At 75.3% G+C, this 25753-nt stretch carries 20 protein-coding genes; 15 read left to right on the forward strand and 5 right to left on the reverse strand.

Annotation, left to right across the window (positions count from 1 at the left end; translation table 11 throughout):
* Positions 1–6 precede the first annotated feature (6 nt).
* On the reverse strand, positions 7–1479 hold the full coding sequence (locus tag LWC33_RS01210) for an NAD-dependent succinate-semialdehyde dehydrogenase (protein ID WP_233302224.1): 1473 nt from the start codon (positions 1477–1479) through the stop codon (positions 7–9).
* A 66-nt stretch (positions 1480–1545) separates the two neighbouring features.
* Between LWC33_RS01210 and LWC33_RS01215 the strand changes: the two genes are divergently transcribed.
* Both LWC33_RS01215 and LWC33_RS01220 read left to right on the forward strand, forming a co-directional pair.
* Entirely contained in the window at positions 1546–2727 is a 1182-nt protein-coding gene (locus LWC33_RS01215; RefSeq protein ID WP_308190878.1) for an acyl-CoA dehydrogenase family protein, read from the forward strand.
* Positions 2724–3764, forward strand: a complete 1041-nt coding sequence (locus LWC33_RS01220) for an acyl-CoA dehydrogenase family protein (RefSeq protein WP_233302225.1) — start codon at positions 2724–2726, stop codon at positions 3762–3764. The genes LWC33_RS01215 and LWC33_RS01220 overlap by 4 nt, the downstream gene beginning before the upstream one ends.
* Before the next feature lie 193 nt (positions 3765–3957).
* On the opposite strand, the gene LWC33_RS01225 is transcribed toward LWC33_RS01220, so the two are convergent.
* The gene (locus tag LWC33_RS01225; protein ID WP_233302226.1) at positions 3958–4443 is read right to left on the reverse strand and encodes a pyridoxamine 5'-phosphate oxidase family protein; all 486 of its coding nucleotides are present in this window, start codon (positions 4441–4443) and stop codon (positions 3958–3960) included.
* 138 nt (positions 4444–4581) lie between these two features.
* Here LWC33_RS01225 and LWC33_RS01230 point away from each other — a divergent pair, with 138 nt between their 5' ends.
* From LWC33_RS01230 to LWC33_RS01255, 5 genes are all read left to right on the forward strand, one after another.
* Positions 4582–7134: a PEP/pyruvate-binding domain-containing protein gene (locus LWC33_RS01230; RefSeq protein ID WP_233302227.1), complete on the forward strand. Its 2553-nt coding sequence runs from the start codon at positions 4582–4584 to the stop codon at positions 7132–7134.
* Positions 7135–7157: 23 nt separating this feature from the next.
* Complete coding sequence (locus LWC33_RS01235; protein WP_233302228.1) at positions 7158–8273, forward strand: type III PLP-dependent enzyme domain-containing protein; 1116 nt, start codon at positions 7158–7160, stop codon at positions 8271–8273.
* 11 nt (positions 8274–8284) lie between these two features.
* A complete protein-coding gene (gene speD / locus LWC33_RS36400) occupies positions 8285–9529 on the forward strand; it encodes an adenosylmethionine decarboxylase (protein ID WP_372476529.1) in 1245 nt (414 codons plus the stop codon).
* An 84-nt stretch (positions 9530–9613) separates the two neighbouring features.
* A complete protein-coding gene (locus tag LWC33_RS01250; protein ID WP_233302229.1) occupies positions 9614–10501 on the forward strand; it encodes an SGNH/GDSL hydrolase family protein in 888 nt (295 codons plus the stop codon).
* A 41-nt stretch (positions 10502–10542) separates the two neighbouring features.
* Complete coding sequence (locus LWC33_RS01255; RefSeq protein WP_233302230.1) at positions 10543–11070, forward strand: pyridoxamine 5'-phosphate oxidase family protein; 528 nt, start codon at positions 10543–10545, stop codon at positions 11068–11070.
* A 77-nt stretch (positions 11071–11147) separates the two neighbouring features.
* On the opposite strand, the gene LWC33_RS01260 is transcribed toward LWC33_RS01255, so the two are convergent.
* Positions 11148–12818, reverse strand: coding sequence for a bifunctional 3'-5' exonuclease/DNA polymerase (locus LWC33_RS01260; RefSeq protein ID WP_233302231.1), 1671 nt, complete (start codon positions 12816–12818; stop codon positions 11148–11150).
* The gene (locus tag LWC33_RS01265; protein ID WP_308190879.1) at positions 12815–14404 is read right to left on the reverse strand and encodes an FAD-dependent oxidoreductase; all 1590 of its coding nucleotides are present in this window, start codon (positions 14402–14404) and stop codon (positions 12815–12817) included. The genes LWC33_RS01260 and LWC33_RS01265 overlap by 4 nt, the downstream gene beginning before the upstream one ends.
* Positions 14405–14507: 103 nt before the next feature.
* Between LWC33_RS01265 and LWC33_RS01270 the strand changes: the two genes are divergently transcribed.
* Together LWC33_RS01270 and LWC33_RS35705 are read left to right on the forward strand one after the other, a co-directional pair.
* The gene (locus LWC33_RS01270) at positions 14508–15353 is read left to right on the forward strand and encodes an LLM class F420-dependent oxidoreductase (RefSeq protein ID WP_233302232.1); all 846 of its coding nucleotides are present in this window, start codon (positions 14508–14510) and stop codon (positions 15351–15353) included.
* A 45-nt stretch (positions 15354–15398) separates the two neighbouring features.
* Complete coding sequence (locus LWC33_RS35705; protein WP_233302233.1) at positions 15399–17624, forward strand: FUSC family protein; 2226 nt, start codon at positions 15399–15401, stop codon at positions 17622–17624.
* Here the strand turns inward: LWC33_RS35705 and LWC33_RS01280 are convergent.
* A complete protein-coding gene (locus LWC33_RS01280; protein ID WP_233302234.1) occupies positions 17597–19111 on the reverse strand; it encodes an MFS transporter in 1515 nt (504 codons plus the stop codon). The genes LWC33_RS35705 and LWC33_RS01280 overlap by 28 nt on opposite strands.
* A gap of 80 nt (positions 19112–19191) precedes the next feature.
* On the opposite strand from LWC33_RS01280, the gene LWC33_RS01285 reads away from it, so the two are divergent.
* The 6 genes from LWC33_RS01285 (at position 19192) to LWC33_RS01310 (ending at position 25654) form a co-directional block, all read left to right on the forward strand.
* Complete coding sequence (locus tag LWC33_RS01285) at positions 19192–19923, forward strand: enoyl-CoA hydratase (RefSeq protein WP_233302235.1); 732 nt, start codon at positions 19192–19194, stop codon at positions 19921–19923.
* Between the two features lie 213 nt (positions 19924–20136).
* Positions 20137–20889, forward strand: coding sequence for a L,D-transpeptidase (locus tag LWC33_RS01290; RefSeq protein ID WP_233302236.1), 753 nt, complete (start codon positions 20137–20139; stop codon positions 20887–20889).
* A 55-nt stretch (positions 20890–20944) separates the two neighbouring features.
* Positions 20945–21298 (forward strand): BlaI/MecI/CopY family transcriptional regulator, encoded by a 354-nt coding sequence (locus tag LWC33_RS01295; protein WP_232868589.1) that lies wholly within the window; start codon positions 20945–20947, stop codon positions 21296–21298.
* A 29-nt stretch (positions 21299–21327) separates the two neighbouring features.
* On the forward strand, positions 21328–22230 hold the full coding sequence (locus tag LWC33_RS01300) for a M56 family metallopeptidase (RefSeq protein WP_233302237.1): 903 nt from the start codon (positions 21328–21330) through the stop codon (positions 22228–22230).
* Between the two features lie 75 nt (positions 22231–22305).
* Positions 22306–23706 carry an ATP-binding protein gene (locus tag LWC33_RS01305; RefSeq protein WP_233302238.1) on the forward strand — a complete coding sequence of 467 codons (1401 nt, stop codon included), beginning with the start codon at positions 22306–22308 and terminating at the stop codon, positions 23704–23706.
* Positions 23699–25654, forward strand: coding sequence for a vWA domain-containing protein (locus LWC33_RS01310; RefSeq protein WP_233302239.1), 1956 nt, complete (start codon positions 23699–23701; stop codon positions 25652–25654). The genes LWC33_RS01305 and LWC33_RS01310 overlap by 8 nt, the downstream gene beginning before the upstream one ends.
* Positions 25655–25753 lie beyond the last annotated feature (99 nt).

A 25753-nucleotide genomic window follows, 5' to 3' on the forward strand; every position in this document is an offset into this window, starting at 1 on the left:
TGCGGGTCAGCCCAGGCCGCCGATGGCGACGTACTTGACCTCGAGGAACTCCTCGATCCCGACCGTGCCGCCCTCGCGGCCCAGGCCGGACTCCTTGATCCCGCCGAACGGGGCCGCCGGGTTGGACACCAGGCCGGTGTTGAGCCCGACCATGCCGCTCTCGACCTTCTCCGAGACCCGCAGCGCCCGGTTCAGGTTCTCCGTGAACACGTAGTTGACCAGGCCGAACTCGGTGGCGTTGGCCGCGGCGAGGGCCTCGTCCTCGGTGTCGAACACCGAGATGGGCGCGACCGGGCCGAAGATCTCCTCGTGGTTGAGCCGCGAGTCCCGCGGCACGTCGGTGAGCACCGTCGGCCGGTAGAAGTAGCCCGGGCCCTCCACGGCCTCGCCGCCGACCTTGACCTGCGCGCCGTTGGCGACCGCGTCGCCGACCAGGTCGACGACCTTGTCCCGGCCCTTCGCGTCGACGAGCGGGCCCACCTGCACGCCGTCCTCGGTGCCGCGGCCGACTCTCAGCGCGCCCATCCGCTCGGCGAGCTTGGCGGCGAACTCCTCGGCCACGCCGCGCTGGACGTAGAAGCGGTTGGCGGCGGTGCACGCCTCGCCCATGTTCCGCATCTTCGCGAGCATCGCGCCCTCGACGGCCTTGTCGAGGTCGGCGTCGTCGAACACGAGGAACGAGGCGTTGCCGCCCAGCTCCATCGAGGTGCGCAGGACCTTGGCGGCGCACTGCTCCAGCAGGATCTTGCCGACGCCCGTCGAGCCGGTGAACGAGAGCTTCCGCGCGCGGCCGTCCTTGATGATCGGCTCCATCACACCGCTCGCGTCCGTGGCGTTGACGATGTTGAGCACGCCGGCCGGCAGCCCGGCGTCGAGCAAGATCTGGCCCAGCGCCAGCATCGACAGCGGGGTCTGCGGCGCGGGCTTGATCACGACGGTGCAGCCCGCGGCGATCGCCGGGCCGATCTTGCGGGTGCCCATGGCGAGCGGGAAGTTCCAGGGCGTGATGAACACGCACGGGCCGACCGGCTGCTTCATCACGAGGAAGCGGCTGCCGCCCGCGGGTGCGGTGGCGTACCCGCCGTCGATCCGGACGGCCTCCTCGCTGAACCAGCGGAAGAACTCGGCGGCGTAGGTGACCTCGCCCCGCGACTCGGCCAGCGGCTTGCCCATCTCGAGGGTCATGAGCAGGGCTAGGTCGTCGACGCGCGCGATCATCGTCTCGTAGGCGCGGCGCAGGATCTCCCCGCGCTCGCGCGGCGCCATGGCGGCGAAGCCGGCCTGTGCCTCGTGGGCGGCGGTGAGCGCGGCGAGGCCGTCCTCCGGCCCCGCGTCGGCGACCTCGACGAGGACCTCGCCCGTCGACGGGTCCTCGACCTTCGTCGTCGCCCCCGACGACGCCGGTCGCCACTCGCCGCCGATGAGCAGACCGGTGGGGACGGCCTCGAGGACCTTCCGTTCGAGATCGGGGTTCGTCATGCCCCGGATGTTCCCATCCCGCCACACCTTGATGCACGTGCCCGATCCGTGGGCTAGGAAGGACGGGTGACGGACACGATGGCGACACTGCCGGATCTCGTGCCCCCGCCGGTGGAGCTGCCGGAGCGCGTCGCGGCGCTGCGGTCCGAGGTGCGGGCGTTCCTCGCGGAGGAGCGTGCGGCCGGGGCCTGGCGTCCGCGTGCGGACACCTGGCTCTCGGGGTGGGACGAGCGGTTCACCAAGGAGCTGGCGCGGCGCGGCTGGCTGGGGATGACGATCCCGACCGAGTACGGCGGGCACGGTCGCGGCGCGCTGGACCGGTACGTGGTGACCGAGGAGCTGTTGGCGGCGGGCGCGCCGGTGGCCGCGCACTGGGTGGCGGACCGGCAGATCGGGCCGTCGCTGATGCGCTTCGGCACCGAGGAGCAGCGGCAGAGGTTCCTGCCGGGGATCGCGGCGGGGGAGGTGTACTTCGGGATCGGCATGTCGGAGCCGGACTCGGGCTCGGACCTGGCGTCGGTGCGGTCCAAGGCCGACCGGGTCGACGGCGGCTGGGAGCTGACCGGCACGAAGGTCTGGACGTCGGGGGCGCATCACGCGCACGCGTTCTTCGCCCTGGTGCGGACCTCGCCGAAGGACGACACCAACCGGCACGCCGGGCTGTCGCAGCTGATCGTGGACCTGAAGGCGCCGGGGGTGACGATCCGGCCGATCCCGCTGCTCACGGGCGCGCACCACTTCAACGAGGTGGTGTTCGACAAGGTCTTCATCCCGGACTCGATGGTGCTGGGCGAGATCGGGCAGGGCTGGCACCAGGTGACCTCGGAGCTGGCGTTCGAGCGGTCGGGCCCGGAGCGGTACCTGTCGACGTTCCCGCTGCTGGTGGCGTTGCTGGGCGAGGTCTCGGCGCAGGAGCTGGACGCCGGGCGGCGCCGGGACCTGGGCGGGCTGGTGTCGCGGTACTGGACGTTGCGGCGGATGTCGCTGGCCATCGCGGGCGCGCTGGAGGCGGGCAAGGCGCCCGAGCTGGCCGCGGCGGTGGTGAAGGACCTGGGTACCCGGTTCGAGAACGAGGTGATCGACGCGGCCCGGCTGCTGGTGTCGATCCCGCCGGACCCGGCCGGCGAGCAGGGCGGCTTCGCCCGGCTGCTGGCCGATGCGGTGTTGCACGCCCCGGGCTTCACGCTGCGGGGCGGGACGAACGAGATCCTGCGCGGGATCGTGGCACGAGGACTGGGTCTGCGATGAGCAGTGAGATGAGCTCCGAGCTGCGGGAGATGGCGGAGTCGGTCTTCGGCGACGCCTGGGACAGCTCCACCGACGCGTTCGACGCGAAGCTGTGGGAGAGCGTCGAGCAGACCGGGCTGGCCCGGCTGACCCTGCCCGAGGAGGCCGGGGGCAGCGGCGGCACGATGTCCGACGCGGCGGCGGTGCTGATCGCGGCCGGGCAGTTCGCGGCGCGGGTGCCGCTGGTGGAGACCGACCTGCTTGCGGCGTGGCTGCTGCACGCGGCCGGGATCGAGGTGCCGTCCGGGCCGTTGTCGGCGACGGTTGCCGGGAACCTGACCATCCAGCCGGCCGCGGGCGGGGCCGGCGCAGACGTGTCCGGCACGCTGCGGCGGGTGCCGTGGGGCCGGGCGGTCTCCGCCGTCGCGGTGCTGGCCGGCGAGCAGGTGCTGCTGGTCGAGACGGCCGGGGCCGGGGTCGAGGAGGGGACCAACCTCGCCGAGGAGCCCCGCGACGACCTGGTGCTCAACGAGCTGACCGTGCGGCACGTGGCCGCGGTGCCGTCGGTGGCGGTGGTCGAGTTCCCGCTGCGGGCGGCGCTGGGCCGGGCGCTGCTGCTGGCCGGTGCGGCCCGCGGCGCGGTGGCGATGGCGGTCAAGTATGCGACCGAGCGGGTGCAGTTCGGCCGCCCGATCGCGAAGCTGCAGGCCATCCAGCAGACCCTCGCGCTGGCCGGGGCGGAGGTGGCCGCCGCCGCGGCGGCGACCGAGGCCGCCGCGCGGGAGGTCGACAAGCACGGGTTCGCCGAGGCGTCGTTCGCGATCGCCGCGGCCAAGGCCCGGGCGGGGGAGGCGGCCGGCCAGGTCGCCCGGATCACCCACCAGGTACATGGCGCGATCGGGTTCACCCGCGAGCACGACCTGCGGCTGGTCACCACCCGGCTCTGGGCCTGGCGGGACGAGGACGGCTCCGAGGCCTACTGGAACGACCGGGTCGGCGCCCGCGTCCTCGAGGTCGGCGCCGAGGGCCTCTGGCCCCTGCTGACTGGCACCCCCTGACCCACCATGGAGCCATGACGCCCGGATCAGGCTGCTCCAGGCGTTATGGCTCCATAACCCACGACCGGCGCCGCGGAATGTGCATCATGGTTCCATAACGTGCATTTCCAGCCGTCGAACTCGCGTTATGGCTCCATGACGCACATGTGGAGCCCTGGAAACGTGCGTCGTGGCTCCATGACGGGCGGGTGGATCAGGAGCCGGGCCGTTGGCGGGCGCCCGGCAGCTTGCGGAAGTCCCAGCTGCTGATCTTCTCCGGGGTGAGGCGGAGCCAGGCGTGCCGGCCGTCGATCACCACGTGGCCGCCGGTGTACTTGTCCGCGAAGGCCTGCTCGACCCGCTCCAGCTCGGGGTTGGGCTCGCCGGTGCGCGGAATCTCGCCGACCGGCTCGACCCGCCCGCGGATCTCGACGCCGCGGAGCTGGTCGTAGTCGTGCCCGGCGTCGACCACCGCCCCGATGCGCGGGTCCTTCTCCAGGTCCGCCCAGCGCTGCGCGCGGACGAGAGAAGTCAGCCACATCGCGGAGCCGTCCCAGTGGAACCAGAGCGGCGTGGCGTGCGGGCCGTGCGTGCCGTTGGTGGCCACGCGGACGGTCCGCTCCTCGGCGAGGAAGGCGTCCCGCTCGTCGTCGGTCATGGCGATGGCCCGGCCCCGGCGCTGGGTCTTCGGTGCGGTCATGCCCGGGACATTACCGACCGGTAGAGGCGGGCGGGGGCGGCCGGCGGGATCGCGGGAGCGCAGGTCGCACGCTCATTCAACATGCGTTGAAAATGGGTCCGGGCCGGACTACGCTCCTCCCACGCACGAGGAGGCGCCATGACGCACATGCTGCCCGGCCCGCTCGCCGCAGGCCCACGGATCCTCGATCTCGCCGCGGCCGACGACACGGCGCTGGTCGGCGGCAAGGCCGCCTCGCTCGGCCGGCTGATCCGGGCGGGCTTCCCGGTCCCGCCCGGCAGCTGCGTGACCACCGTGGCCTACCGGGCGGTGGCCGACCCGGTCGTCGGGCCCCTGCTCGACGAGGGTGCCGCGCCCGCCGCCCTGCGCGCGGCCGTCCGCGCGGCCCCGGTCCCCGCGGAGCTGGCCGCGGCGATCCGGGCGCTGGCCGACGGCCTCGTCGCGGTGCGTTCGTCGGCCACCGCCGAGGACCTGCCCGACGCCAGCTTCGCCGGCCAGCAGGACACGTTCCTCGACGTCGAGGGGCCCGAGGCCGTGCTCGACGCCGTCCGTCGCTGCTGGGCCTCGCTGTGGACCGACCGCGCCGTGGCCTACCGGGCCGCCCACGGGATCGACGGGCGGACGGTCGCGCTCGCCGTCGTCGTCCAGCGGATGGTGCCGGCCGCGGCGGCCGGCGTGCTGTTCACCGCGAACCCGGTCACCGGACGCCGGGCCGAGACGGTGATCGAGGCGGCACCGGGGCTCGGCGAGGCCGTGGTGTCCGGAGCGGTCGACCCCGAGCACGTGGTGCTCGACGCGAGCGGACGGGTCGTCGAGCGGCGGGCCGGCGGGGTCGGCCCGGCCCTGTCCGACGCCCGGGCCCGCGAGCTCGCCGACCTCGGCCGGCGGGTCGCCGAGCACCACGGCGGGCCGCAGGACCTGGAGTGGGCCGTCGACGGCGCGGAGCGGGTCTGGCTGGTGCAGGCGCGGCCGGTCACCACGCTCTACCCGTTGCCCGAGGACCCTGCGCCCGGCCTGCGCATCTACCTCAACGTCAACGTCGCGCAAGGGGTGCTGGGCCCGCTCACGACCGTGGGCCAGGGCGCCTTCCGCGTGATGACCGGTTCGATGGCCCGGCTGTGGGGGATCGCGGTGCCGGACCTCCGCGCGGGCGCGCCGGTGCTCACCGTGGCGGGGGAGCGGCTGCTCGTCGACGTCACCGGGGCGCTCCGGCATCCCGTCGGCCGGGTGGTGATCCTGCGCCTGGTCGACGTCATGGAGACCCGGTCCGCCACCGTCCTGCGCCGGGTGCTCGCCGACCCCGCGTTCGCGGTGCTGCGGCGGCGCCGGCTGCGCTTCGCCCGCGCGCTGGCCCGCGTCCTCACCCGGTTCCGGATGCCGCCGCGGATGGGGACGGCGCTCCTGGCGCCGGGCCGCTCGCGACGCGGGGTCGAGGCGGCGGTCGCCGACCTCCGGGACCGGCTCGGCGCACGGCCCCCGCTCCCGGCCGCGGGGCGCCTCGACCGGATCGAGGCCACGCTCGCCGGCGAGCCGCCCGCCGTGATCGCGCGGGTGCTGCCGGTGGCCGGGGCGGGGTTCGTGGCCTTCGGGCTCGCCGCGGCGCTGCTGCGCGGGCGCGCCCGGCCCGGCGAGCTGTCGACGGTCCTGCGCGGACTGCCCCACAACGTCACCACCGAGATGGACCTCGATCTCTGGCGGCTGGCCGGACGGATCGCCACCGACCCGCCGTCGACGGCGCTGGTCACGGGCCCGGCCGACGCGGCGCGGCGTGCGCTCGAGGCCGGCAGTGCACCCGCGGTCCTGGCCGAGGGTCTGCGCGACTTCCTGGCGCGCTACGGCCACCGCGCCGTCGCCGAGATCGACCTGGGGGTCCCGCGGTGGCGGGAGGACCCGTCCTACCTGCTGGGCGTGCTCGCCGGGTACCTGCGCGCCGACCCCGACCGCACCCCGGACCGGGTCTTCGCCGCCGCCGCGGCCGAGGCGAGGCGCACCACCGAGGTGCTCGCGGCCCGGGCCGGCGGCCTGCGGGGGCGCGCGGTCCGGCTGCTGCTCTGCCGGGCCCGGGCGCTCGCGGGTCTGCGGGAGCTGCCGAAGTTCGCCCTGGTCGCGATCCTCGACGCGGCCCGGACGGATCTCCTGGCCGTGGGCGAGGTGCTCGCGGAGGCCGGCCGGATCGCCGCGGCCCGGGACGTCGTGCACCTCACCACCGACGACTGCCGCGCCGGGCTCGCCGGCGCCGACCTGCGTGCGCTCGTCGTCACCCGCCGAGCCGCGTACGACCGCGAACGGAGGCGCCGGCACGTCCCACGGATCCTGCTCTCCGACGGGACCGAGCCGGAGGCGGTCCCGGACCCGGACGCCCCACCGGTCGCGCGCGGGGAGCTGCGGGGCACCCCGGCGTCGGCCGGCGTGGTCGAGGGGCCCGCCCGAGTGGTGTCCGACCCCGCCGACGCCCGGTTGGAGCCGGGGGAGATCCTCGTCTGCCCGTCGACCGACCCGGGCTGGACGCCGCTGTTCCTCACCGCGGCGGGGCTGGTCATGGAGATGGGCGGGACGAACTCGCACGGGGCGGTCGTCGCCCGCGAGTACGGGATCCCGGCCGTGGTCGGCGTGCCCGGTGCGGTGGCGCGCATCGCCACCGGCCGGCGGGTGGTCGTCGACGGGACCGCCGGGCGGGTGCGGCCCGGTTGATCGGCGGACGGCAGGATCGGGCCGTGCCCACCCCCGCCCTCGAGGCCTTCCTCGCCGAACCGCGACCGACGCCGTTCCTGGTGCTCGACGCCGGGCTGGTCGCGCGGCGGTACGCCGAGCTCGCGGCGGCGTTCCCCGGCGCGGAGATCCTCTACGCGGTCAAGGCCTGCCCCGAGCCGGACGTGCTGCGTACCCTCGCCGCGCTCGGCAGCGGTTTCGACGTGGCCGGGGCCGAGGAGATCGCGCTGTGCCTCGCGGCGGGCGCGGACCCGGCCCGGCTCTGCCACGGCAACCCCGTCCGCGGGCCGGGTGCCGCGGTCGCCGCCGCGGAGCAGGGTGTCCGTCGCTTCGTCACGGACAGTGTCGAGGACCTCACGACGCTGCCCGCCGGCGTGGAGGTGCTCGTGCGCGTGCTCGTCGCCGACGACGGAGCCGCGACCCCGTTCCTCGGGAAGTTCGGCGCGACCGCGGCCGAGGCCGCCCGGCTCGCCCGCGGTCGGGCCGGGATCGCGTTCCACGCCGGATCGCAGCAGCTCAGGCCCACCGCATTTGCCGAGGGGGTGCGAGTCGCGCTGCGCGTTGCGTCCGCCGCGGGGATCGGTGGGCCCGTGCTCGACGTCGGCGGCGGACTGCCCGTCCGCTACCGCGCGGAGGTCCCGCCGCTCGCGGCCTACGCCGACGCGATCCACGAGGCGGTCGCCGCGGCGATCACGGTCGGTGATGTCGACGCGGTCCGGTTGGCCCTCGAGCCCGGCCGCGCGCTCGTCGCCGAGGCGGGGGTGCTGCGGACCACGGCCCTGCGGGTCTCGCGCCGGCCGGGGATCGACCACCGTCGCTGGGTCTACCTCGACGCGGGCCGCTACCAGGGGCTGGCCGAGGCGGAGGGGGAGGCGATCGACTACCCGGTGCGGGCACCGGGCCGCAGCGGCCCTCCGGGCCCGGTGGTGCTGGCCGGCCCGACGTGCGACGGCGACGACGTCCTCTACCGCCGCCGGCCCTACGCGCTGCCCCTCGACCTCGCCGCGGGCGACGCCGTCGACCTCCTGCACGCCGGTGCCTACACCGCGAGCTACGCCTCGGTCGGGTTCAACGGCTTCGGCCCGCTGCCCGTGCACGTCCTGGCGCCGTCGCTGACCTAGGGTTCTGGCCCGTGCAGACGTCCCATCCCGTCGGCCGGCACGTCCTCGGCGAGCTGCGCGGCATCGACCCGGCCCTGCTCGACGACGCCGACGGCCTCCGGCACGCGCTGCGCACCGCCCTGCTGGCCGCGGGCGCGGACGTGCGGCAGCTCGTCGCGGAGCGTTTCGCGCCGCAGGGGGTCACGGTCGTTGCGCTGCTGGCAGAGTCGCACGCGTCGATCCACACCTGGCCTGAGCTCGGGTCCGCCTTCGTCGACGCCTTCACCTGCGGCGACGGCGCCGACCCTGTGTACGCCGTGCGCCGGCTCGCGCTGACCCTCGGCGCCGCGGACGCCGCGATCGAGGTCGTGGACCGCGGTGGCGCGGGCCGGGTCGACGAGCCCCTCTCGCCCGGGCTGACCCGGCGCTGGCAGCTCGACGCGGTCCGCCTGCGGACCCGTACCGAGCTGCAGGAGGTGCTGATCGCGGACACCGCGCACGGCGTCACGCTGTTCTGCGACGGGGAGCGGCAGAGCGCCGAAGCCACCCAGCTGACCTACCACGAGGCGCTGTTCGTGCCGGCCGCGCTGCTCGCCGAGCGCCGGGAGCGCGTGCTGGTGATCGGGTCGAGCGAGGGCGTGGTGAGCGAGCTCGCCGTGGCGTGCGGTGCCGCGGTCGTCGACCACGTGGACCTCGACCGGGAGTGCGTGCGGCTGTGCGCCGAGCACCTGCCCTACGGCTACACACCCGCCGCGCTGGCGACCGCCGAGGCCCACGAGGGGCCGGTCCGGATGCACTACGACGACGGCCTCGCCTTCGTCGACGGGACGGACGGCACCTGGGACGTGATCGTCGTCGATCTGCCCGACGAGCGTCCCGACCAGCCCGACGCCCAGCTCAACCGGCTCTACACCACCGACTTCCTGACCCGCTGCGCGGCCCGGCTGCGGCCCGGCGGCGTCGTCGTGAGCCAGGCGGGCAGCCCGGCGCAGTGGCGCGACGCCACCCTGCGTGCGGCGTGGGAGCGGTTCGGCGCGGTGTTCCCGCACCGCGCGTACGTCGGCAGCCCGGAGCACGAGTGGGCCTTCGTCTGCGGCCTGCCCGACGCACCCCCCGCGGACCCCGCCGAGCTGGCCGCCGACCGCCTCGACGGGCTGGGCTACGCGCCCCGCACGCTCGACGCCGCGTCGCTGCGGGCCGGGCTCGTCCCCCCGCTGCGCCTGCGTCGTTCACTCACCCGGATGGAAGACGGTCCCGCCGCGCGATCACCTCGTTAGTGTCCCGGTGGTGCCGGGCCCGGCGCCGTCCGCCCGCCTCCCCGGCGGGCGTCGCTCGCCCCGCCCGCGCCCCGGAGGCCGCCCGTGCGCCGTGTCCCGAGCCGATCCCTGGCAGTCCTCGTCGGCGTGGTGCTCGCCGTGGTCGGAACCGCGGGGACGGCGCTGGCCGACGACACCGAGCAGGCCGGCCGGTACGTCGCCCTCGGCGACTCGTACAGCGCGGGGCCGCTGGTCCCGCCGCAGACCGGACAGCCGGCCGGGTGCCTGCGGTCGGGCTCGAACTTCCCGTCGGTGGTGGCCCGGGGGACAGGGGCGACCGACTTCGTCGACGTGAGCTGCAGCGGCGCGACCACGGCGGACTTCACCGTCCCGCAGAAGGTCACGTTCGGCGAGAACCCCGCCCAGTTCGACGCGCTCACGGGCAGCGAGGACCTCGTCACCTTCACCATCGGCGGCAACGACATCGGGTTCGGCCAGATCATCCAGGAGTGCGCGCTCCGCTCGCCGCAGCAGCCGCTGGGCGCCGCGTGCAAGGACTTCTACGGCGAGCAGCTGGACCAGCGGATCGCCGCGACCGCGCCGAAGATCGCCGCGGTCCTGAAGGAGATCGGCACGCGCTCGGCGGGCGCCCGCGTCGCCGTCGTCGGGTACCCGTCGCTGCTGCCGGACGAGGGGCCCGGCTGCTTCCCCGTGGTGCCGTTCAGCCCCGGTGACGTCGCGTGGCTGCGCGGGATCGAGAAGGACCTCAACGCGATGCTCGGCGCCCAGGCCGCCGCGGCCGGGGCGACCTACGTCGACACCTACACGCCGACGATCGGGCACGACATGTGCCGGCTCCCGGGCGTGAAGTGGATCGAGGGCCTGCTGCCGACCTCGCCCGCGGCGCCGGTGCATCCCAACGCGCAGGGCATGGAGGCGATGGGCGCGGCGGTGCTGTCCGCGATCGGCGCACCGGTGCCGGCCGCCGCGTAGCCGCTCTACCAAACGGACGTCCGACGGCCTACCCTCGGCTCGTGGCGCGCGTCGGCGAGCGGGATCTCGAAGGCATGGAGCAGGCCCGGCTGGCCGCGCCCGACCGGGCGGAGCTCGTCGAGGCGGCCCGCGAGTGCACGTTCCTCTTCACCGACGAGGAGGGCTGGCCGGCCGGGGTGACCATGAGCCACCTCTTCCACGACGGCGTGTTCTGGCTGACCGCGGTGACCGGGCGGGCGCACGTGACCGCGGCCGAGCGGGACCCGCGGGTCGGCCTGGTGATCAGCAACCTCGGCACCGACCTGCCCGGGCGTCGGATGGTGCGGGTGCGCGGGCGTGCGACGGTGCACCGCGACAGGGCGACGCTCGACGCCGTGCTCCCGCTCCTCGCCCGCCGGCTGCAGCCCCGCGATCCCGACCGCATGCACCGACTGCTCGACAGTCCCCGCCGGGTGCTGATCCGGGTCGCGCCGGTCTCCTACCCGCAGACCCACGACTCCCGCAAGATCGCCGGCGACGGCCGCGGCGGGCCGACGCCGAGTCGCAGTACGGAACCACAACGCGACTGAACGCGGGAATCTGTCGCGTCATGGAACCATACTGCGGCTGAACGCGTCGGAATTGCGCGGTGTGGAACCATACTGCGCTACTTTTCGGCGTAGGACTCGACCACGCGGGCGGGCATCGGGACGCGGACCGGGGTCGCGCCGAAGAGGGTGCGGGTGGCGGAGTCGGCGGCGGCCTGGACCAGCTCGGCGGCCTCGGGCGCGGCGTCCGCCGGCCCGTGCAGCATCACCTCGTCGTGCTGGAAGAACACCAGCCGGGACGGGTTGCCCGCGCGCCCGAGCCTGCTCCGCAGCTCCGCGAGCAGCACCAGCGCCCACTCCGCCGCGGTGGCCTGCACGACGAAGTTGCGGGTGAACCGGCCGCGCGCCCGGGCCCGCGCCGGCACCTCGTCGCCCGGGCGCGCCGGCGGGCACGTGCGGCCCAGCCAGGACCGGACCAACCGGCCCTCCTCGCCGGCCCGCGCGGCCTCCTCGACCACCGCGACCGCGGCCGGGAACCGGCGGCGCAGCAGCGCGAGGTGGGCGCCGGCGTCGCCCGAGGTCTGGCCGTAGATCGCCGACAGCACGGCCAGCTTCGCCTTCGCCCGCCCGTTCGGCACGTCCGGGCCGAACAGCTCCGCGGCCAGGCCGGCATACAGATCCGAGTCCCGCTCGGTGCCTCCCGCGCGGGCCAGCGCGGCGTCGGCGGCGATCGCGGCGAGGATCCGCGGCTCCAGCTGGGCGGCGTCGGCGACCACGAGCTGGCACCCGTCGTCGGCGCGGACGGCCGCCCGCACCGTCTTCGGGATCTGCAGTGCCCCGCCGCCGCGGGTGGCCCAGCGCCCGGACACCACTCCGCCGACGACGTACTCCGGCCGGAACCGCCCCTCGTGCACCCAGGTGCGCAGCCAGTTCCAGCCGTGCGCGGCGTGCAACCGGGCCAGGTCCTTGTACGCCAGCAGCGGCGCGACGGCCGGATGGTCCACGCGCTTGATCACCCAGCTCCGGGTGCTGGGCAGCTCGAACCCGGCGCGGGCGAAGGCACGCAGCAGCTCGGCCGGCGAGTCGGGGTTCACGGGCCGGCCGAACGCCGCCTCCACCTCGGCCGCGAGCGCGGCGAGCCGCGGAGGTCGGCCGTGTCCGGTGGGCCGGGGACCGAGTGCCTCGGTGAGCAGCGCGTCGTGCACGTCGGCGCGCCAGGGCAGGCCCTCGGCGCGCATCTCCTCCGCGACGATCCCGCCCGCGGACTCGGCCGCCGCGAGCGTGCGCAGCCGGGGGTCGGCGGCGAGCCGGCGCTGCTGTGCGGCGTGCACGGCGACGACGGAGTCGAGGGTCGCGGTCGGGTCGGGCTCGGCGCGACGGAACAGGGCCGGCGGCTCGTCGGCGGCGTCCTCGGGTTCCTCGTCCGGCGGGACGGGCCCGCCGGCCAGCCGGGCGGCCGCCGCGGCGAGCCCGTGCGGCGCCCCGAAGGCACCGTCGGCGCCGACGAGGAGGCCCTCCACCAGCTCGACGTCGTGCGCCCGCTCCGCCCGCACCCCCGCGGCGAGCAGCGCGCGGTAGGTGCGGGCGTTGCGCCACACCGCCCGCTGCCCGCGCAGGTCCAGCCCCGCCGGCACGACCATGTGCACCGGGCCGACCGGCGCACCGGCGGCGTCGAGCGGGCGCACCAGCGCCACGCCGCGCTCGGCGTCGTGGTGCACCGCGAGCCGGACGGCTCGCCCTGGTCCGTCACCGGCAACCGCGGCGGCGACGTCACCAGCCGGTGCGCTCACCGCGGCGCCGGCTCCGGGCGCGGCACGGCCGGCCCGAGCCGGCCGAGCCGGTGCACGGGCAGCCCCGCCAGCAACCCGCGGGCGGCGATTCCGCGGATCTCCTCGGGCCCGGCCCCTTCCGCGGCCAGGACGTCGTTGGCCGCGAGTACACCGGTCATCGCGGCCCGTTCCATCAGCCCCGACGGGTAGGGGCACTCCACGAAGTCCCCCGCGACCCGGACGCCGGGCGCGTCCGTCACCACGCCCGGGCGCGTGCCGGCGGTGCCGGGCGGGAAGGCGGGAGCGGTGGCCTCGAGGCGTTCCTGCAGGTGGACGACCTCCGCCGCGGCGGTCTCCGGCCACAGCCCCGCCAGCTCGGCCCGCATCCGGGCGGTGGCGGTCGTGACGTCGGGGGCGCGGCAGGCGTAGGAGTGCAGCTCCACGACGGAGCCGCCGGTACGCGCGGCCCAGCGCGCCGACTCGCCCTCCAGCCGGGAGTACACGGTGACCGAGTCGAGCGTCGGCTCGCCGGAGACCGCGCTGAACACCGCCCGCTCCGGCCGGACGTCCCGGTCCAGCCAGAGCCGCGTGACGGCGAACGGCGGCGCGACCGACAGGGCCGCCGCCCGGCCCGCGAGGTCCGGGGCGACCGGCGACCCGCCGAGCAGTGTCCGCAGCGCCCCCGGGTCCAGCGCGAGCACCACGTGCTCGGCCTCGACGGACCCGCCCGCGCCGTGCACCCTCCAGGCCCGCCCCGCGCGCTCCAGCGAGGTGACCCGCATCCCGACGCGGATGTCGGCACCGAGCCCGCGCAGGTACGCGGCCAGCGGCGCCCAGATCGCCGTGAGGTGGTCCTCGGCGGGCGCGTCGAAGCCGATACCCGCCGGGTTGCCCAGGAAGTAGTAGTGGAACATCGCCACGAGCTCGGCCGCCGACAGCCCGGCCTGGTCGCAGAAGAAGGACCGGGCGAAGGCCTCGAACAGCATCTGCCGCGCCCGTTCCGACACCCCGAGCCGGGCGAGGAACTCTCCGGCGCTCATGCCGTCGAACCGCGCGGCGGTGTCCTCCGGGTCGTGCGCCAGCAGGGCGAAACCGAGGCTCGCGTCCGCCCCGGCGATCTCGCGCAGCCGAAGGCTGGGGGAGCGGGCGAACAAGGCGAGGAGGTTCAGCGGCGGCGCGGCCGGCAGGTCGCCCAGGTCCTCGGCCGGCCACCGGCGCGAGATCACCGGATAGCCCTCGACCGGGCGCAGGAACCCGAGCTCCGGGTCGATCCGCCGCAGGATCGAGCGCCACGTGTCGTAGTGCCGGAAGAAGGCGTGGAACCCGTGCTCGACGACCTGCCCCGACCCGTCCGGCAGGGTGTGCGGCCAGGCGCCGAGCCGCCCGCCCAGGGTCTCCGCCGCCTCCAGGAGGGTGACCGCCACCCCGCGCTCGGCGAGCACCACCGCCGCGCTGACGCCCGCGATCCCGCCGCCGACCACGACCGCGCGCGTGCCGGGCCGTACCCGGCGGGGCCGGTCGGGCCGGGCGGGGACGAGGACCTGCGGCCGGCGGCGCCACGGGAGGGTGCGCCCCGCGCCCCCACGATGCCCACCCGGAAGATTCACACCCGGAAGCCTACGGACGGGCACCGACAGGAATGCACGACGTGTAGGGCCCGGTTGCCGGGGAAGGGGAACACCCCGCAACGGAGCACGCGAGGAGGAACGCATGTCGGTGGACCTGGGGCGCTACGGGATCTGGCTGCGCCGCGACCAGCTCACCCCCGAGCTCGCGACGGAGATCGAGTCGCTCGGCTACGGCGTGATCTGGATCGGCGGCTCGCCGCCCGCCGACCTGGCCCTGCCGGAGGAGCTGCTGGCGGCGACGGAGCGGATCGCGATCGCGACCGGCATCGTCAACATCTGGCAGGCGCCCGCGCCCGAGGTCGCGGAGTCCTACCACCGCATCGAGAAGGCGTACCCCGGCCGCTTCCTCCTCGGGGTCGGCATCGGGCACCCCGAGGCGACCCAGGAGTACCGCTCGCCGTACGACACGATCGTCGGCTACCTCGACGATCTCGACGCCGGCGGTGTCCCGGTCGCGGGCCGTGCCCTGGCGGCGCTGGGCCCGAAGGTGCTGCGGCTGTCGGGGGAGCGGACCGCGGGAGCGGCTCCCTACCTGACCACGCCGCGGCACACCGCCGAGGCCCGCGAGATCCTCGGGGCGGGCCCGCTGCTCGCCCCCGAGCACAAGGTCGTCCTCTCCACCGACCCGGAGTACGCGCGGAAGGTCGGCCGGCCGAAGGTCCGCGACCCCTACCTGCGCCTGTCCAACTACCGCCGCAACCTGCTGCGCACCGGCTTCACCACCGAGGACCTCGACACCGCCAGCGACCGCACGATCGACGCCCTGGTCCTGCACGGCGACGCGGCCACCGTCGCGGCCGGGCTGAACGCGCACCTCGAGGCGGGCGCCGACCACATCGGCGCCCAGATCCTCACCGCGTCCGGCACGCCCGACGACGAGTACCGCGGCGCCCTGCGCGCCCTGGCCGCGGAGCTCGGACTGAGCTGAGCCTGGCGTCAGCGGGGCGATCACGGCGGTGGGAGACTGCCTCCCGTGCGCGGGCGGGCCTGGATCGGGGAGCTGCGCACCTGGGTGACGGGCGTGGACCCCGGCCTGGGCCGGCTGCGGCTCGCCGGGGTGGCGACGGCGGCCATGGTGCTCGCCGTCGTGCTCATGTCCGTCGTCCGGGGGATCACCGGGCAGCCCGTCACCGTGGTGGTGTTCGCGGCGGTGCTGGCGATGGTCAGCAACCTGTCGGTGAACGAGCCGGACAACCACCGCCGCCGCGTCACCACCGCGCTGATGGTGCTGCCCGCGGCCGCGGCAACGGTCCTCGGCACGCTCCTGGCCGAGCACCGGCTCGTCTCGGACACGGTGTTCGTGCTGGTCATGATGGTGGCGGTGTGGGTCCGTCGGTACGGCCCGCGCGGGATGGCGCTGGGCATGGCGATGTTCATGCCCTTCTTCTTCACCCAGTTCCTGCAGGCCCGGCCGGCGCAGCTGCCCGCCCTGCTGGCGGCCGTGGCCGTCGGCTTCGGGTCGACGTGGCTGCTGCGCGGCTGGGTGTTCGCCGAGAAGCCCGAGAAGGTGCTCGACAGCCTGCTCCGGGCGCTCCGGGCGCACGTGCACGCCCTGGCGCTGGCCGTGATCGACGTCCTCGAGGCACCCGCGGACGACGCGAAGGACATCGACACCGCGCTGTCCGACATGCACCGCCGCCGCGTCCGGCTCAACGACACGATGCTGCTGGTCGTCGACCGGATCGAGCAGCTGCGCGACGAACGGGAGGGGCCCGCCGAGGAGGCCGGCGAGGACGATCCCCGGCGCGCGCTGTCCTTCGCCGTCGCCGATCTGGAGCTGGCCGCCGAACGGCTCGCGGTCTCGACCCGGCGGCTGGCCGACGACCCCGAGCGGCCGGGCGCGCTCGAGCCCGAGGTGCGGGAGGCGTTGCTCGACGGGGTACGCGGCATCGCCTCGGCGACCGCGACCGGCGCGCCGGAGGCGATGCGCGGCGCGGTCCTCGCCGGGGCCCGGGGCAGCGTGGAGGAGCTCGTGGCCGAGCACAGCGGCGCGCGGCCCCGGGAGCAGCGGGTCGCGTTCGCGATCGTCCGGCTGGCCGACGCGCTCGACGGCCGCGAGAGCGCCGTCCCGCCGCCGATCACCCTGGCCGAGCCGACCGACGACGAGAAGGCGGACGAGGAGGCCGACGAGGCCGCGCCCGGCCGCCCGGTCGACCGGATCGCGCTGTCCACCCGGCAGGCCGTCCAGGTCGGGGTCGCGACCAGCCTGGCGATCGTGGTGGGCGAGCTGATCTCCCCGGCCCGCTGGTACTGGGCGGTGATCGCGGCGTTCGTCGTCTTCGCGGGCACCGCGAGCCGCGGCGACGTCCTCGCCCGCGGCTGGCAACGGCTGCTCGGGACCGTCGGCGGCGTCGTGGCGGGCATGCTGCTGGCCTTCCTCGTCGGCGGGCGCCCGATCCCCACGCTGATCCTGCTGGCCACCTGCGTCTTCCTGGCGCTGTACCTGTTCCGGATCTCCGTCGCGCTGCTCGCCTTCTGGATCACCGCGGTGCTCGCCCTGCTCTACGGCCTGATCGGCCAGTTCTCGGTGGAGACGCTCGTGCTGCGGGTGGCCGAGACGGCGGCCGGGGGTGCGCTCGGCGCCCTCGCCGCGCTCGTCGTGCTCCCCAAGCACACCCGGGCGGCCTTCCGCGAGGCGCTCGACGACACCGTGCTGGCCCTCGACGAGGCCCTCGAGGCGACCGTGGACCGGCTGACCGGGCGCCCGCCGACGGGGCTGCCGGTCGAGCTCGCGCGGACCGCGGACGAGAAGCTCGGGACGCTGCGCCAGCGGGCCAAACCACTGGACAACCCGCTGCCCCGGCGGCACGGACGCGGCAGCTACCAGCGCGCCCTGCGGGTCCTGACGGCCGTGGACCACTACACCCGCGCGCTCGCGCGGCTCTCCGACCGGATCGTCGTCCCCGGGTGGGCGCCGACGCTCGATCCGGTCGTCGAGCGCATCCGGGCCAACATCGCGGGCCTGGGCGAGCTGCTACGGCCCGGCGGCCCGGCAGGGGCCGAGGGGATCCTCTCCGCCGAGGACCTGGTCGACGCGGCCGAGGCGTGGGCGGCGCGCTGCGACGACCCCGGCCTGCGCCGGGACATGCTCTCCGCGGTCCGGCCGCTGCGGCGGATCGACCAGGTCGTCGTCGGCTTCGCGTGCGACCTCGCCGGCCCGGCCGGCCGGGCTCAGGAGCCGGCGGAGTCGCGCGGGTAGGTCTGCGGGGCGTTGATCCCGCAGTGCGCGCAGCGCTCGAGCGGGATCCGCTCCAGCGGTGGCCCGACGGGCTCGGGTTCGGCCTGCCGGGGCTCCGCGCCCAGCCGGCTGCGGATCGTCACCGCGGACACCAGCCCGCCCAGCACCAGCAACCCCGCGCCGATCAGCAGTGCCGTGTGGAACCCCGCGTTGAAGTCGACGGGGTCGGAGTAGTCGACGTTGCCGATCCCGGCCACCCCCGGGATGACCGCGACGGCGAGCAGCCCGGCGGCGCGGGCGACCGCGTTGTTCACGCCGGACGCGGCCCCGGCGAAGCGGTCGGGGGCGGCGTCGAGCACGGTCGCGGTCAGCGGCGCGACGGTGAGGGTGAGGCCCGCGGCGAAGACCAGGACCCCGGGCAGCACGTCGGTCAGCCAGGACGCCCCCGGTCCGATGCGCAGCATGAGCAGCAGCCCGCACGCGGCGAGGACCGGCCCGACGGTCATCGGGATCCGGGGCCCGATCCGCTCGGCGAGCGCACCGGACCGCGCCGAGAACAGCAGCATGACGACCGTGACGGGCAGCAGCCCGGCACCGGCGAGGACCGGCGGGAACCCCGCCACGATCTGCAGCTGCAGCACCAGCAGCAGGAACAGCGCGCCGAGCGCGGCGTACACGAGCAGGGTGACGACGTTGGCCGCCGCGAAGACCCGGTCGGCGAACAGCACCGGCGGCACCAGCGGGTGCCGGGACCGCCGCTCCACCAGCACGAACACCCCGAGCGCCACGATCCCGACGACCAACGCGGTCCACAGCCCGGCCGTGCGCTCGCCGGCGCCCAGCCCGGTGAGCGACCAGGTGAGACCGGCGAGCCCGACCACCGCCAGCGCCGTGCCGGCCAGGTCCAGCCCGCGTGCCGCCGCCACGTCGCGGGTCTCCGGCACGTGCCGCAGCGCCACCGTGACGACGACCGCGGCGAGCGGCAGGTTCAGCAGGAACACCGCGCGCCAGGTCCACTCCACGAGCCAGCCCCCGAGGAAGGGGCCGACCGCGCCGGCGATGCCGCCGAGGCCGGACCAGGCACCGACCGCGGCGGCCCGGTCCTTGCCGTGGAACGACGCGGAGATGATCGCGAGGCTGCCCGGGGTCAGCAACGCCCCGCCGACCCCCTGCAGCGCCCGCGCCGCCACCAGCGCCCCGATGTTCGGGGCGAGCCCGCACGCCAGCGAGGCCAGCGCGAACCACACGACGCCGATCACGAACACCCGGCGCCGCCCGTAGCGGTCGCCCAGCGAACCGCCGAGCAGGATCAGCGAGGCCAGGCTGAGGGTGTAGGCGTTGACGGTCCACTGGAGCCCGGTGAAGCCCGCGTCGAGGTCCCGGCCGATGTCCGCGAGGGCCACGTTGACCACGGTGCCGTCGAGCATCGCGAGGCTCGAGCCGAGGACGGTCGTGAGGAGCACCCACCGCCCGGCCCGCGTGCCCATCCGCAGCCCCTGCTCCGCCATGCGCCGGACCCTAGCCCGCCCGTGGCGGGCGCACCTCGTAATCTCGGCCGGTCGGTCGGCGGGCGAGGGGAAGTGTGGACGTGGCGGTGAACGTGACGGTCGGACCGGACCGGGTCGGCGTGATCGAGCTGGACCGGCCGGAACGGCGCAACGCGCTCAACGTCGAGACCTGCGGGCGGATCGTCGAGGCGACGGAGGAGCTGCGCGCGGCCGCGGTCCGCGCGGTCGTGGTGACCGGCACCGGGACCAGCTTCTGCTCCGGCGCGGACTTCGGCGAGGTCTACGGCGAGGGGTTCCGGGACGCGCTGCACGCCGCCCTCGGCGCCGTGCACTCCCTGCCGGTGCCGGTGGTCGCCGCCGTGAACGGGCCGGCGATCGGGGCCGGCACGCAGCTCGCCATCGCCTGCGACCTGCGCGTCGCCGCCGAGGGCGCGGTGTTCGCGCTGCCCACCGCCCGGCTCGGGCTCGCGGTCAACCCCTGGACGATCCGCCGGCTCGCGCAGGTCGCGGGCGGGGCCACGGCCCGGGCGTTGCTCCTCGCCTGCGACACGGTGGGTGCCGAGCTCGCCCTGAACCGAGGCCTGGTGGACCGCCTCGGCACGCTCGACGACGCCCGCGCTCTCGCCGTGGAGCTGGCCGGCCTCGCGCCGCTCACCCTGGCCTACAACAAGCTGGTGCTCGACCGCGTCGAGCTGGGGGAGGAGGACCGCCTCCTCGCCGAGGCGTTCGAGGGCTGCTGGCGCAGCGCGGACCTCGAGGAGGGCCGGACGGCACGATCGGAGAAGCGCGTCCCGGCGTACGAGGGCCGCTGACCGCCCGGGTCCCTCCGGCACCGGCGCTGGTCCGTTCGGTCCTGCCCGGGCACTCCGGGTAGTCGGATCGGGCGGGTGGTCGTGAGGGTGATGCCCCCGTCTCACCCGAAGGGCTCGATGTCGACGGATCGTCACCCCCGCGCGGCCCGGGTCGTCACCCGCCCCGGCGCCCGGTCGTTGAGCCGGGAAGGACGTGCGGCAGGTGAGGTGAGGATGGTCCGGCAGGACGGACGGCGGGTGGCCGGGCGGGCACGCCCCGCCGCGGTGAGCGGCGCCGTGGTGGCGGGGGTGATCGCCCTCGTTGTCGGCCTGGTCGGCTTCGGGCCCGCGGCGGCCCGGCCGGACGTCCGGCCGGTCGTGCCCTCGATCGGCGGGCTGTTCGACCCGTCCCCCTCGGCGGCTCCGGCGGAGAACGCCGACGCCGCGGCCGGGGCCACGCACGAGGACGCGACCGACACCGCCCACCCCGCCGATCCCGCGGCCACCGCGCCGGACGCGCCGGCGGAGCGGGCCGCCGACCCCGGTCGGGGCGCGCCGACCCGGCTGGGCGCCGCGGTCCCGGCGGCCGACCCGAGCGCTCGCAGCGAGGCGCCCACGACCTACCCGAACGGCGTCGCCGGTACCCCGTGCACCGCGACGGCCCGGGCGTGCGTGGACGTCGTCGGGCGCAAGGCCTGGCTGATGGACGGTGGCACGGTCGTGCGCGGGCCGGTGCAGGTGCAGACCGGTGACCAGGAGGACCCGACGCCGCTCGGCACCTTCTCGGTGCAGTGGAAGGCCGAGCAGTACACGAGCCGCGAGTACCTGGTCCAGATGCCCTACTCGGTGTTCTTCGCCCCCGGCGGCGTCGCCTTCCACCAGGGCCGGCAGGACACGCCGTCGGCCGGCTGCGTGAAGCTCCTCGAGGCCGACGCGAAGGCCTTCTTCACCCACCTCCAGGTCGGCGACGAGGTACAGGTCACGTGAAGGACACCCTAAGTCCTGGCGCAGATCGGGTTCTACGTCGAGTAGAATCGATCCCGTGCCGAGCCTGGGTGAGTTGGAACGTGCGGTCATGGAGGTCCTCTGGGCCGCAGCCCACGAAGGACGGGGCGCGCTGACCGCCCGCGAGGTGCAGGAGGCGCTCGCCGATCGCGAGCTGGCCACCACGACCGTGCTCACGGTGCTGGGCCGCCTGGAGCGCAAGCAGCTCGTCGTCCGCACGCGGGACGGCCGGGCGCACCACTACCGCGCCACGGCGAGCCGTGAGGACCACGTCGCCGAGCTGATGAACGACGCGCTCGACGGCGCGCCGGACCGCGGCGCCGCCCTCGCCCGCTTCCTCGGCTCGATCCCCGACGAGGAGCGCCGCAAGTTGCGGGACCTGCTCGACTAGTCCCGCCGGGCCTCCCGGACAATGGGTCGATGGCGCTCGCGGCGCTCGGCCTCCTCCTGCTCGGCGTGCTGCTCGCCGAGCCGGTCAGCCGTGCCTTCTCCCGGGCGCGCTGGACCCGGCGCGACCCCGTGGGCGCGCTGCTCGTGTGGCAGGCGATCGGTCTGGCGGGCGGGCTCTCGCTCGTCGGCTCGGGTGTCGTCTACGGGCTCTCCCCGCTCGGCGGCTCGCTCCCCGACGCCGTCGGCACCCTGGTCGTGGAGTGGAACGCCGGGCACTGGCCCGCACGGCTCGACGCCGTCCACCTGATCGCGATGCTGGCGGCGCTCGGCGTCGGCGGGCGGCTGGTGTGGGTACTCAGCACGATGTACCTGCGCACCGTCCGCGCCCGGCGCCGGCACCGCGACCTGCTGGACGTGCTGGCCACGCCCTGGCCGGACTCGCCCGGTACCCGCGTGCTCGACCATCCCCAACCCGTCGCGTACTGCCTGCCCGGGCGCAGCTCGCGGCTCGTGGTGTCGGCCGGGGTGCTGGAGGCGCTGTCGCCGGAGGAGGTGTGGGCGGTCCTCGCCCACGAGAAGTCGCACCTGCGCGAGCGGCACGACCTCGTGGTCCTGCCCTTCGTCGCCTGGGGCGCGACGGCCCCTTTCGTGCGCGGGATGGTCTGCGCCCAGATCGCGGTGGCGGAGCTGATCGAGATGCGGGCGGACGACGTCGCGGCCTGCCGCTCCGAGCCGCACGAGCTCGTCGGGGCGCTGAAGACGGTCGGCGGGTCGGCCCCCGCGGCGGCCCTCAGTTCGTTCACGGACGCCCTCGACGCCCGGATCGAGCGGATCACGGCACACCCCTGCCCGCTGCCGTGGTACTCCTGGGCGGCCGTCCGGCTGGGGGCGCTGGCGCTGGTCGCCGTGCCGACCCTCCTGCTCTTCGGGTGAGCGCGTACCGCCCCTGACCTGCGACGACGTCGAAACGTTGCGCGGTAATCATGGTGCGGGCGTAGCGTGGAAGCCGTGCCCGTCACACCACCGTCTGATCTTCCCCGCACCCTCGGCGCCCTCCGTGCCTCCGGGCACGAGCTCAAGGGCGTCAAGACCGAGATCCGCGACAACCTGCTCGCCGCCCTCCGTGAGGGCCGCGACCCCTGGCCGGGCATCGTCGGCTTCGAGTCCACCGTGCTCCCGCAGCTGGAGCGGGCCCTGATCGCCGGCCACGACGTCGTGCTCCTGGGCGAGCGCGGCCAGGGCAAGACCCGTCTGCTCCGCTCGATCGCGAACCTGCTCGACGAGTGGGTGCCCGTGGTCGAGGGCTCCGAGCTGGGCGAACACCCGTACGCACCCATTGCACCCGAGACGATCCGGCGCGCGGCCGAGCTGGGCGACGACCTGCCCGTCGGCTGGGTGCACCGCTCCGAGCGGTACACCGAGAAGCTCGCCACCCCCGACACCGCCGTCGCCGACCTGATCGGCGACGTCGACCCCGTCAAGGTCGCCGAGGGCCGCTCGCTGGGCGACCCCGAGACCATCCACTTCGGCCTCGTGCCACGGGCGCACCGCGGCATCGTGGCGATCAACGAGCTGCCCGACCTGGCCGAACGCATCCAGGTCGCGCTGCTCAACGTCATGGAGGAGCGGGACATCCAGGTCCGCGGCTACACGCTGCGGCTGCCGCTCGACGTGCTCCTCGTGGCGAGCGCGAACCCGGAGGACTACACCAACCGCGGGCGGATCATCACCCCGCTCAAGGACCGTTTCGGCGCGGAGGTGCGCACGCACTACCCGCTCGAGGTGTCCGACGAGGTCGCGCTGGTGCTCCAGGAGGCCGACCTGTCCGCGGAGGTCCCGCGGCACCTGATCGAGGTCGTCGCCCGGTTCACCCGGCACCTGCGCGAGTCGAGCGCGGTCGACCAGGGCTCCGGCGTGTCCGCCCGGTTCGCCGTGGCGGCCGCGGAGACCGTGGCCGCGGCGGCGCTGCGCCGAGCCGCGCTGACCGGAGAGGCCCGCGCCTACGCCCGGCCGGTCGACCTCGAGGCCGTGCCCGCGGTGCTCCGCGGCAAGATCGAGTTCGAGTCCGGCGAGGAGGGCCGCGAGGAGGAGGTCCTCGAGCACCTGCTGCGCCGGTCCGTCGCCGACACCGCCCGGTTCGCGCTGCGCGGGGTCGACCTGGGCGAGCTGGCCGACGAGGTGGCCACCCGGCGGGTCCGCACCGGCGAACGGGTGCCCGCGGCCGAGGTCGTCGCCAAGCTGCCGACGGTCGACTCCCTGACCGAGGTGGCCCGGCGGCTCGGGGCCGAGGGCACCGAGGACCCGGGCCCGATGGCGTCCGCCGCCGAGCTGGCGCTGGAGTACCTGTTCCTCACGCGCAAGCTCGCCAAGGACGAGACCGACGACGGCGACACGGTGGAATATGGCTGATCCCCGCAGGAGAAGGCTCCGCTACGCCTACGGCCCCTACGCCGGGGGCCCGGACCCGCTCGCCCCGCCTTTCGACATCCGCTCGGCGATGGACCAGATCGGCCGGGACGTCATGGAGGGCTCCTCGCCGCGCCAGGCGCTGCAGGAGCTGCTCCGCCGCGGGCTCGACGGCCGCCGCGGGCTCGACGACCTGACCCGCCAGGTCTGGCAGCGCCGCCGGGACCTCCAGCGGGACAACCGGCTCGACGGCACGTTGCAGGAGGTCCGCGAGCTCTTGGCGCGTGCCCTCGACGCCGAGCGCGAGGCGCTGGGCAACGAGGACTCCGACGACGCCCGGTTCCGCGAGATGCAGCTCGACGCACTGCCGAACGACACGGGCGGCGCGGTCCGCGAGCTCACCGAGTACGACTGGCGGTCCGCGGAGGCCCGGCAGGCCTACGAGGACATCCGCGACCTGCTCGGCCGGGAGATGCTCGACCAGCGCTTCCAGGGCATGAAGCAGGCGATGGAGAACGCCACGCCCGAGGACGTCGAGCGGATCCACGAGATGATGTCGGATCTCAACGACCTGCTCGAGCACCACGCGCAGGGCCAGGACACCACGGACGAGTTCCGCGAGTTCATGGACAAGCACGGGGACTTCTTCCCGGAGAACCCGCAGAACACGGACGAGCTGGCCGACCTGCTGGCGCAGCGGGCCGCGGCGGCGCAGCGGATGCTCAACTCGATGTCCGCCGAGCAGCGCGCGGAGCTCATGGAGCTGGCCCAGCAGGCCTTCGGCGACCCGCGGCTGGCCCAGCAGATGGCCCGGCTCGACGCCCAGCTGCAGGCGATGCGGCCGGGCGAGGACTGGGAGGGCGCCGGCCGCTTCCGCGGGGAGAACCCGATGGGGATGGGCGAGGCCACCCGGGCCCTGGAGGAGCTGGGGCAGCTCGACTCGCTCGCCGAGCAGCTCTCGCAGAGCTACCCGGGCGCCCGGCTCGACGACATCGACCTCGACGCGCTCACCGAGATGCTCGGCGAGCAGGCCGGCGTCGACGCCCGCACCCTGGCCCAGCTGGAGCTCGAGCTGCAACGGCAGGGTCTGTTCGAGCGGGCCGCCGACGGGTCGCTGCTGTTGTCGCCCAAGGCGTTGCGCCGGCTGGGGCAGTCGATCCTGCGCGACGTCGCCGAGCAGCTGTCCGGTCGCACCGGGCAGCGGGACACCCGCCGCGCCGGGGCCGCGGGCGACGCGACCGGGCAGACCCGGCCGTGGGCCTTCGGCGACACCGAGGCGTGGTCGGTGCCGCGGACGCTGCTCAACGCCCAGCTGCGGAGGGCGGGCGGCGACCCGCGGGCGCTCGACGTCAGCGACGTGGAGATCGTCGAGACCGAGCAGCGGACCCGGGCGGCCGTCGCCCTGCTCGTCGACACCTCGTGGTCGATGGTCGCCGAGGGCCGGTGGGTGCCGATGAAGCGCACCGCGCTGGCCCTGCACCAGCTGATCTCCACCCGGTTCCGCGGCGACGCGCTGCAGCTCGTGACCTTCGGGCGGCACGCGCAGTCCGTGGAGCTGGGGGAGCTGGTGGGCCTGGAGGGGGCGTACGCGCAGGGCACCAACCTGCACCACGCCCTGCTGCTCGCCGGGCAGCACCTGCGCAAGAACTCCGACGCCACCCCGGTGGTCCTCGTGGTCACGGACGGCGAGCCGACCGCGCACCTCGAGCCCGACGGCGAGGCCTACTTCGACTACCCGCCCAGCCCGTACACCCTGCGGGCGACGATCGGGGAGCTCGACAAGCTGGCCTCGCTCGAGGCGACGTTCACGTTCTTCGTGCTGGGCGATGACCCGCGCCTGGCGGTGTTCATGGACGACGTGGCCAAGCGGGTGGGCGGCCGGGTGGTGAACCCGACGCTCGACGGCCTCGGCGCCGAGGTGGTCGCGGACTACCTCAAGCGCCGCTCCTGACCCTTCGCAATTATGGAACCATAACGCCCGATTCGAGGCCGTCAGACCCGAATCCGCGAGTAGGCCTTGAGTTGATCTGGGTTTGCCGGGCTGGGTGCT

The sequence above is a fragment of the Pseudonocardia terrae genome, assembly GCF_021343995.1.
GTDB classification, from domain to species: domain Bacteria; phylum Actinomycetota; class Actinomycetes; order Mycobacteriales; family Pseudonocardiaceae; genus Pseudonocardia; species Pseudonocardia terrae.

What these genes read in the sequence shown, in the direction of transcription:
- LWC33_RS01300 (WP_233302237.1), top strand. Translation starts at nt 21,328, where the DNA reads ATGGCGCTCGCGGCGCTCGGCCTCCTCCTGCTCGGCGTGCTGCTCGCC.
- LWC33_RS01210 (WP_233302224.1), bottom strand. Translation starts at nt 1,479, where the DNA reads ATGACGAACCCCGATCTCGAACGGAAGGTCCTCGAGGCCGTCCCCACC.
- LWC33_RS01280 (WP_233302234.1), bottom strand. Translation starts at nt 19,111, where the DNA reads ATGGCGGAGCAGGGGCTGCGGATGGGCACGCGGGCCGGGCGGTGGGTG.
- LWC33_RS01230 (WP_233302227.1), top strand. Translation starts at nt 4,582, where the DNA reads ATGACGCACATGCTGCCCGGCCCGCTCGCCGCAGGCCCACGGATCCTC.
- LWC33_RS01290 (WP_233302236.1), top strand. Translation starts at nt 20,137, where the DNA reads ATGGTCCGGCAGGACGGACGGCGGGTGGCCGGGCGGGCACGCCCCGCC.
- LWC33_RS01310 (WP_233302239.1), top strand. Translation starts at nt 23,699, where the DNA reads ATGGCTGATCCCCGCAGGAGAAGGCTCCGCTACGCCTACGGCCCCTAC.
- LWC33_RS01220 (WP_233302225.1), top strand. Translation starts at nt 2,724, where the DNA reads ATGAGCAGTGAGATGAGCTCCGAGCTGCGGGAGATGGCGGAGTCGGTC.
- LWC33_RS01225 (WP_233302226.1), bottom strand. Translation starts at nt 4,443, where the DNA reads ATGACCGCACCGAAGACCCAGCGCCGGGGCCGGGCCATCGCCATGACC.
- LWC33_RS01270 (WP_233302232.1), top strand. Translation starts at nt 14,508, where the DNA reads ATGTCGGTGGACCTGGGGCGCTACGGGATCTGGCTGCGCCGCGACCAG.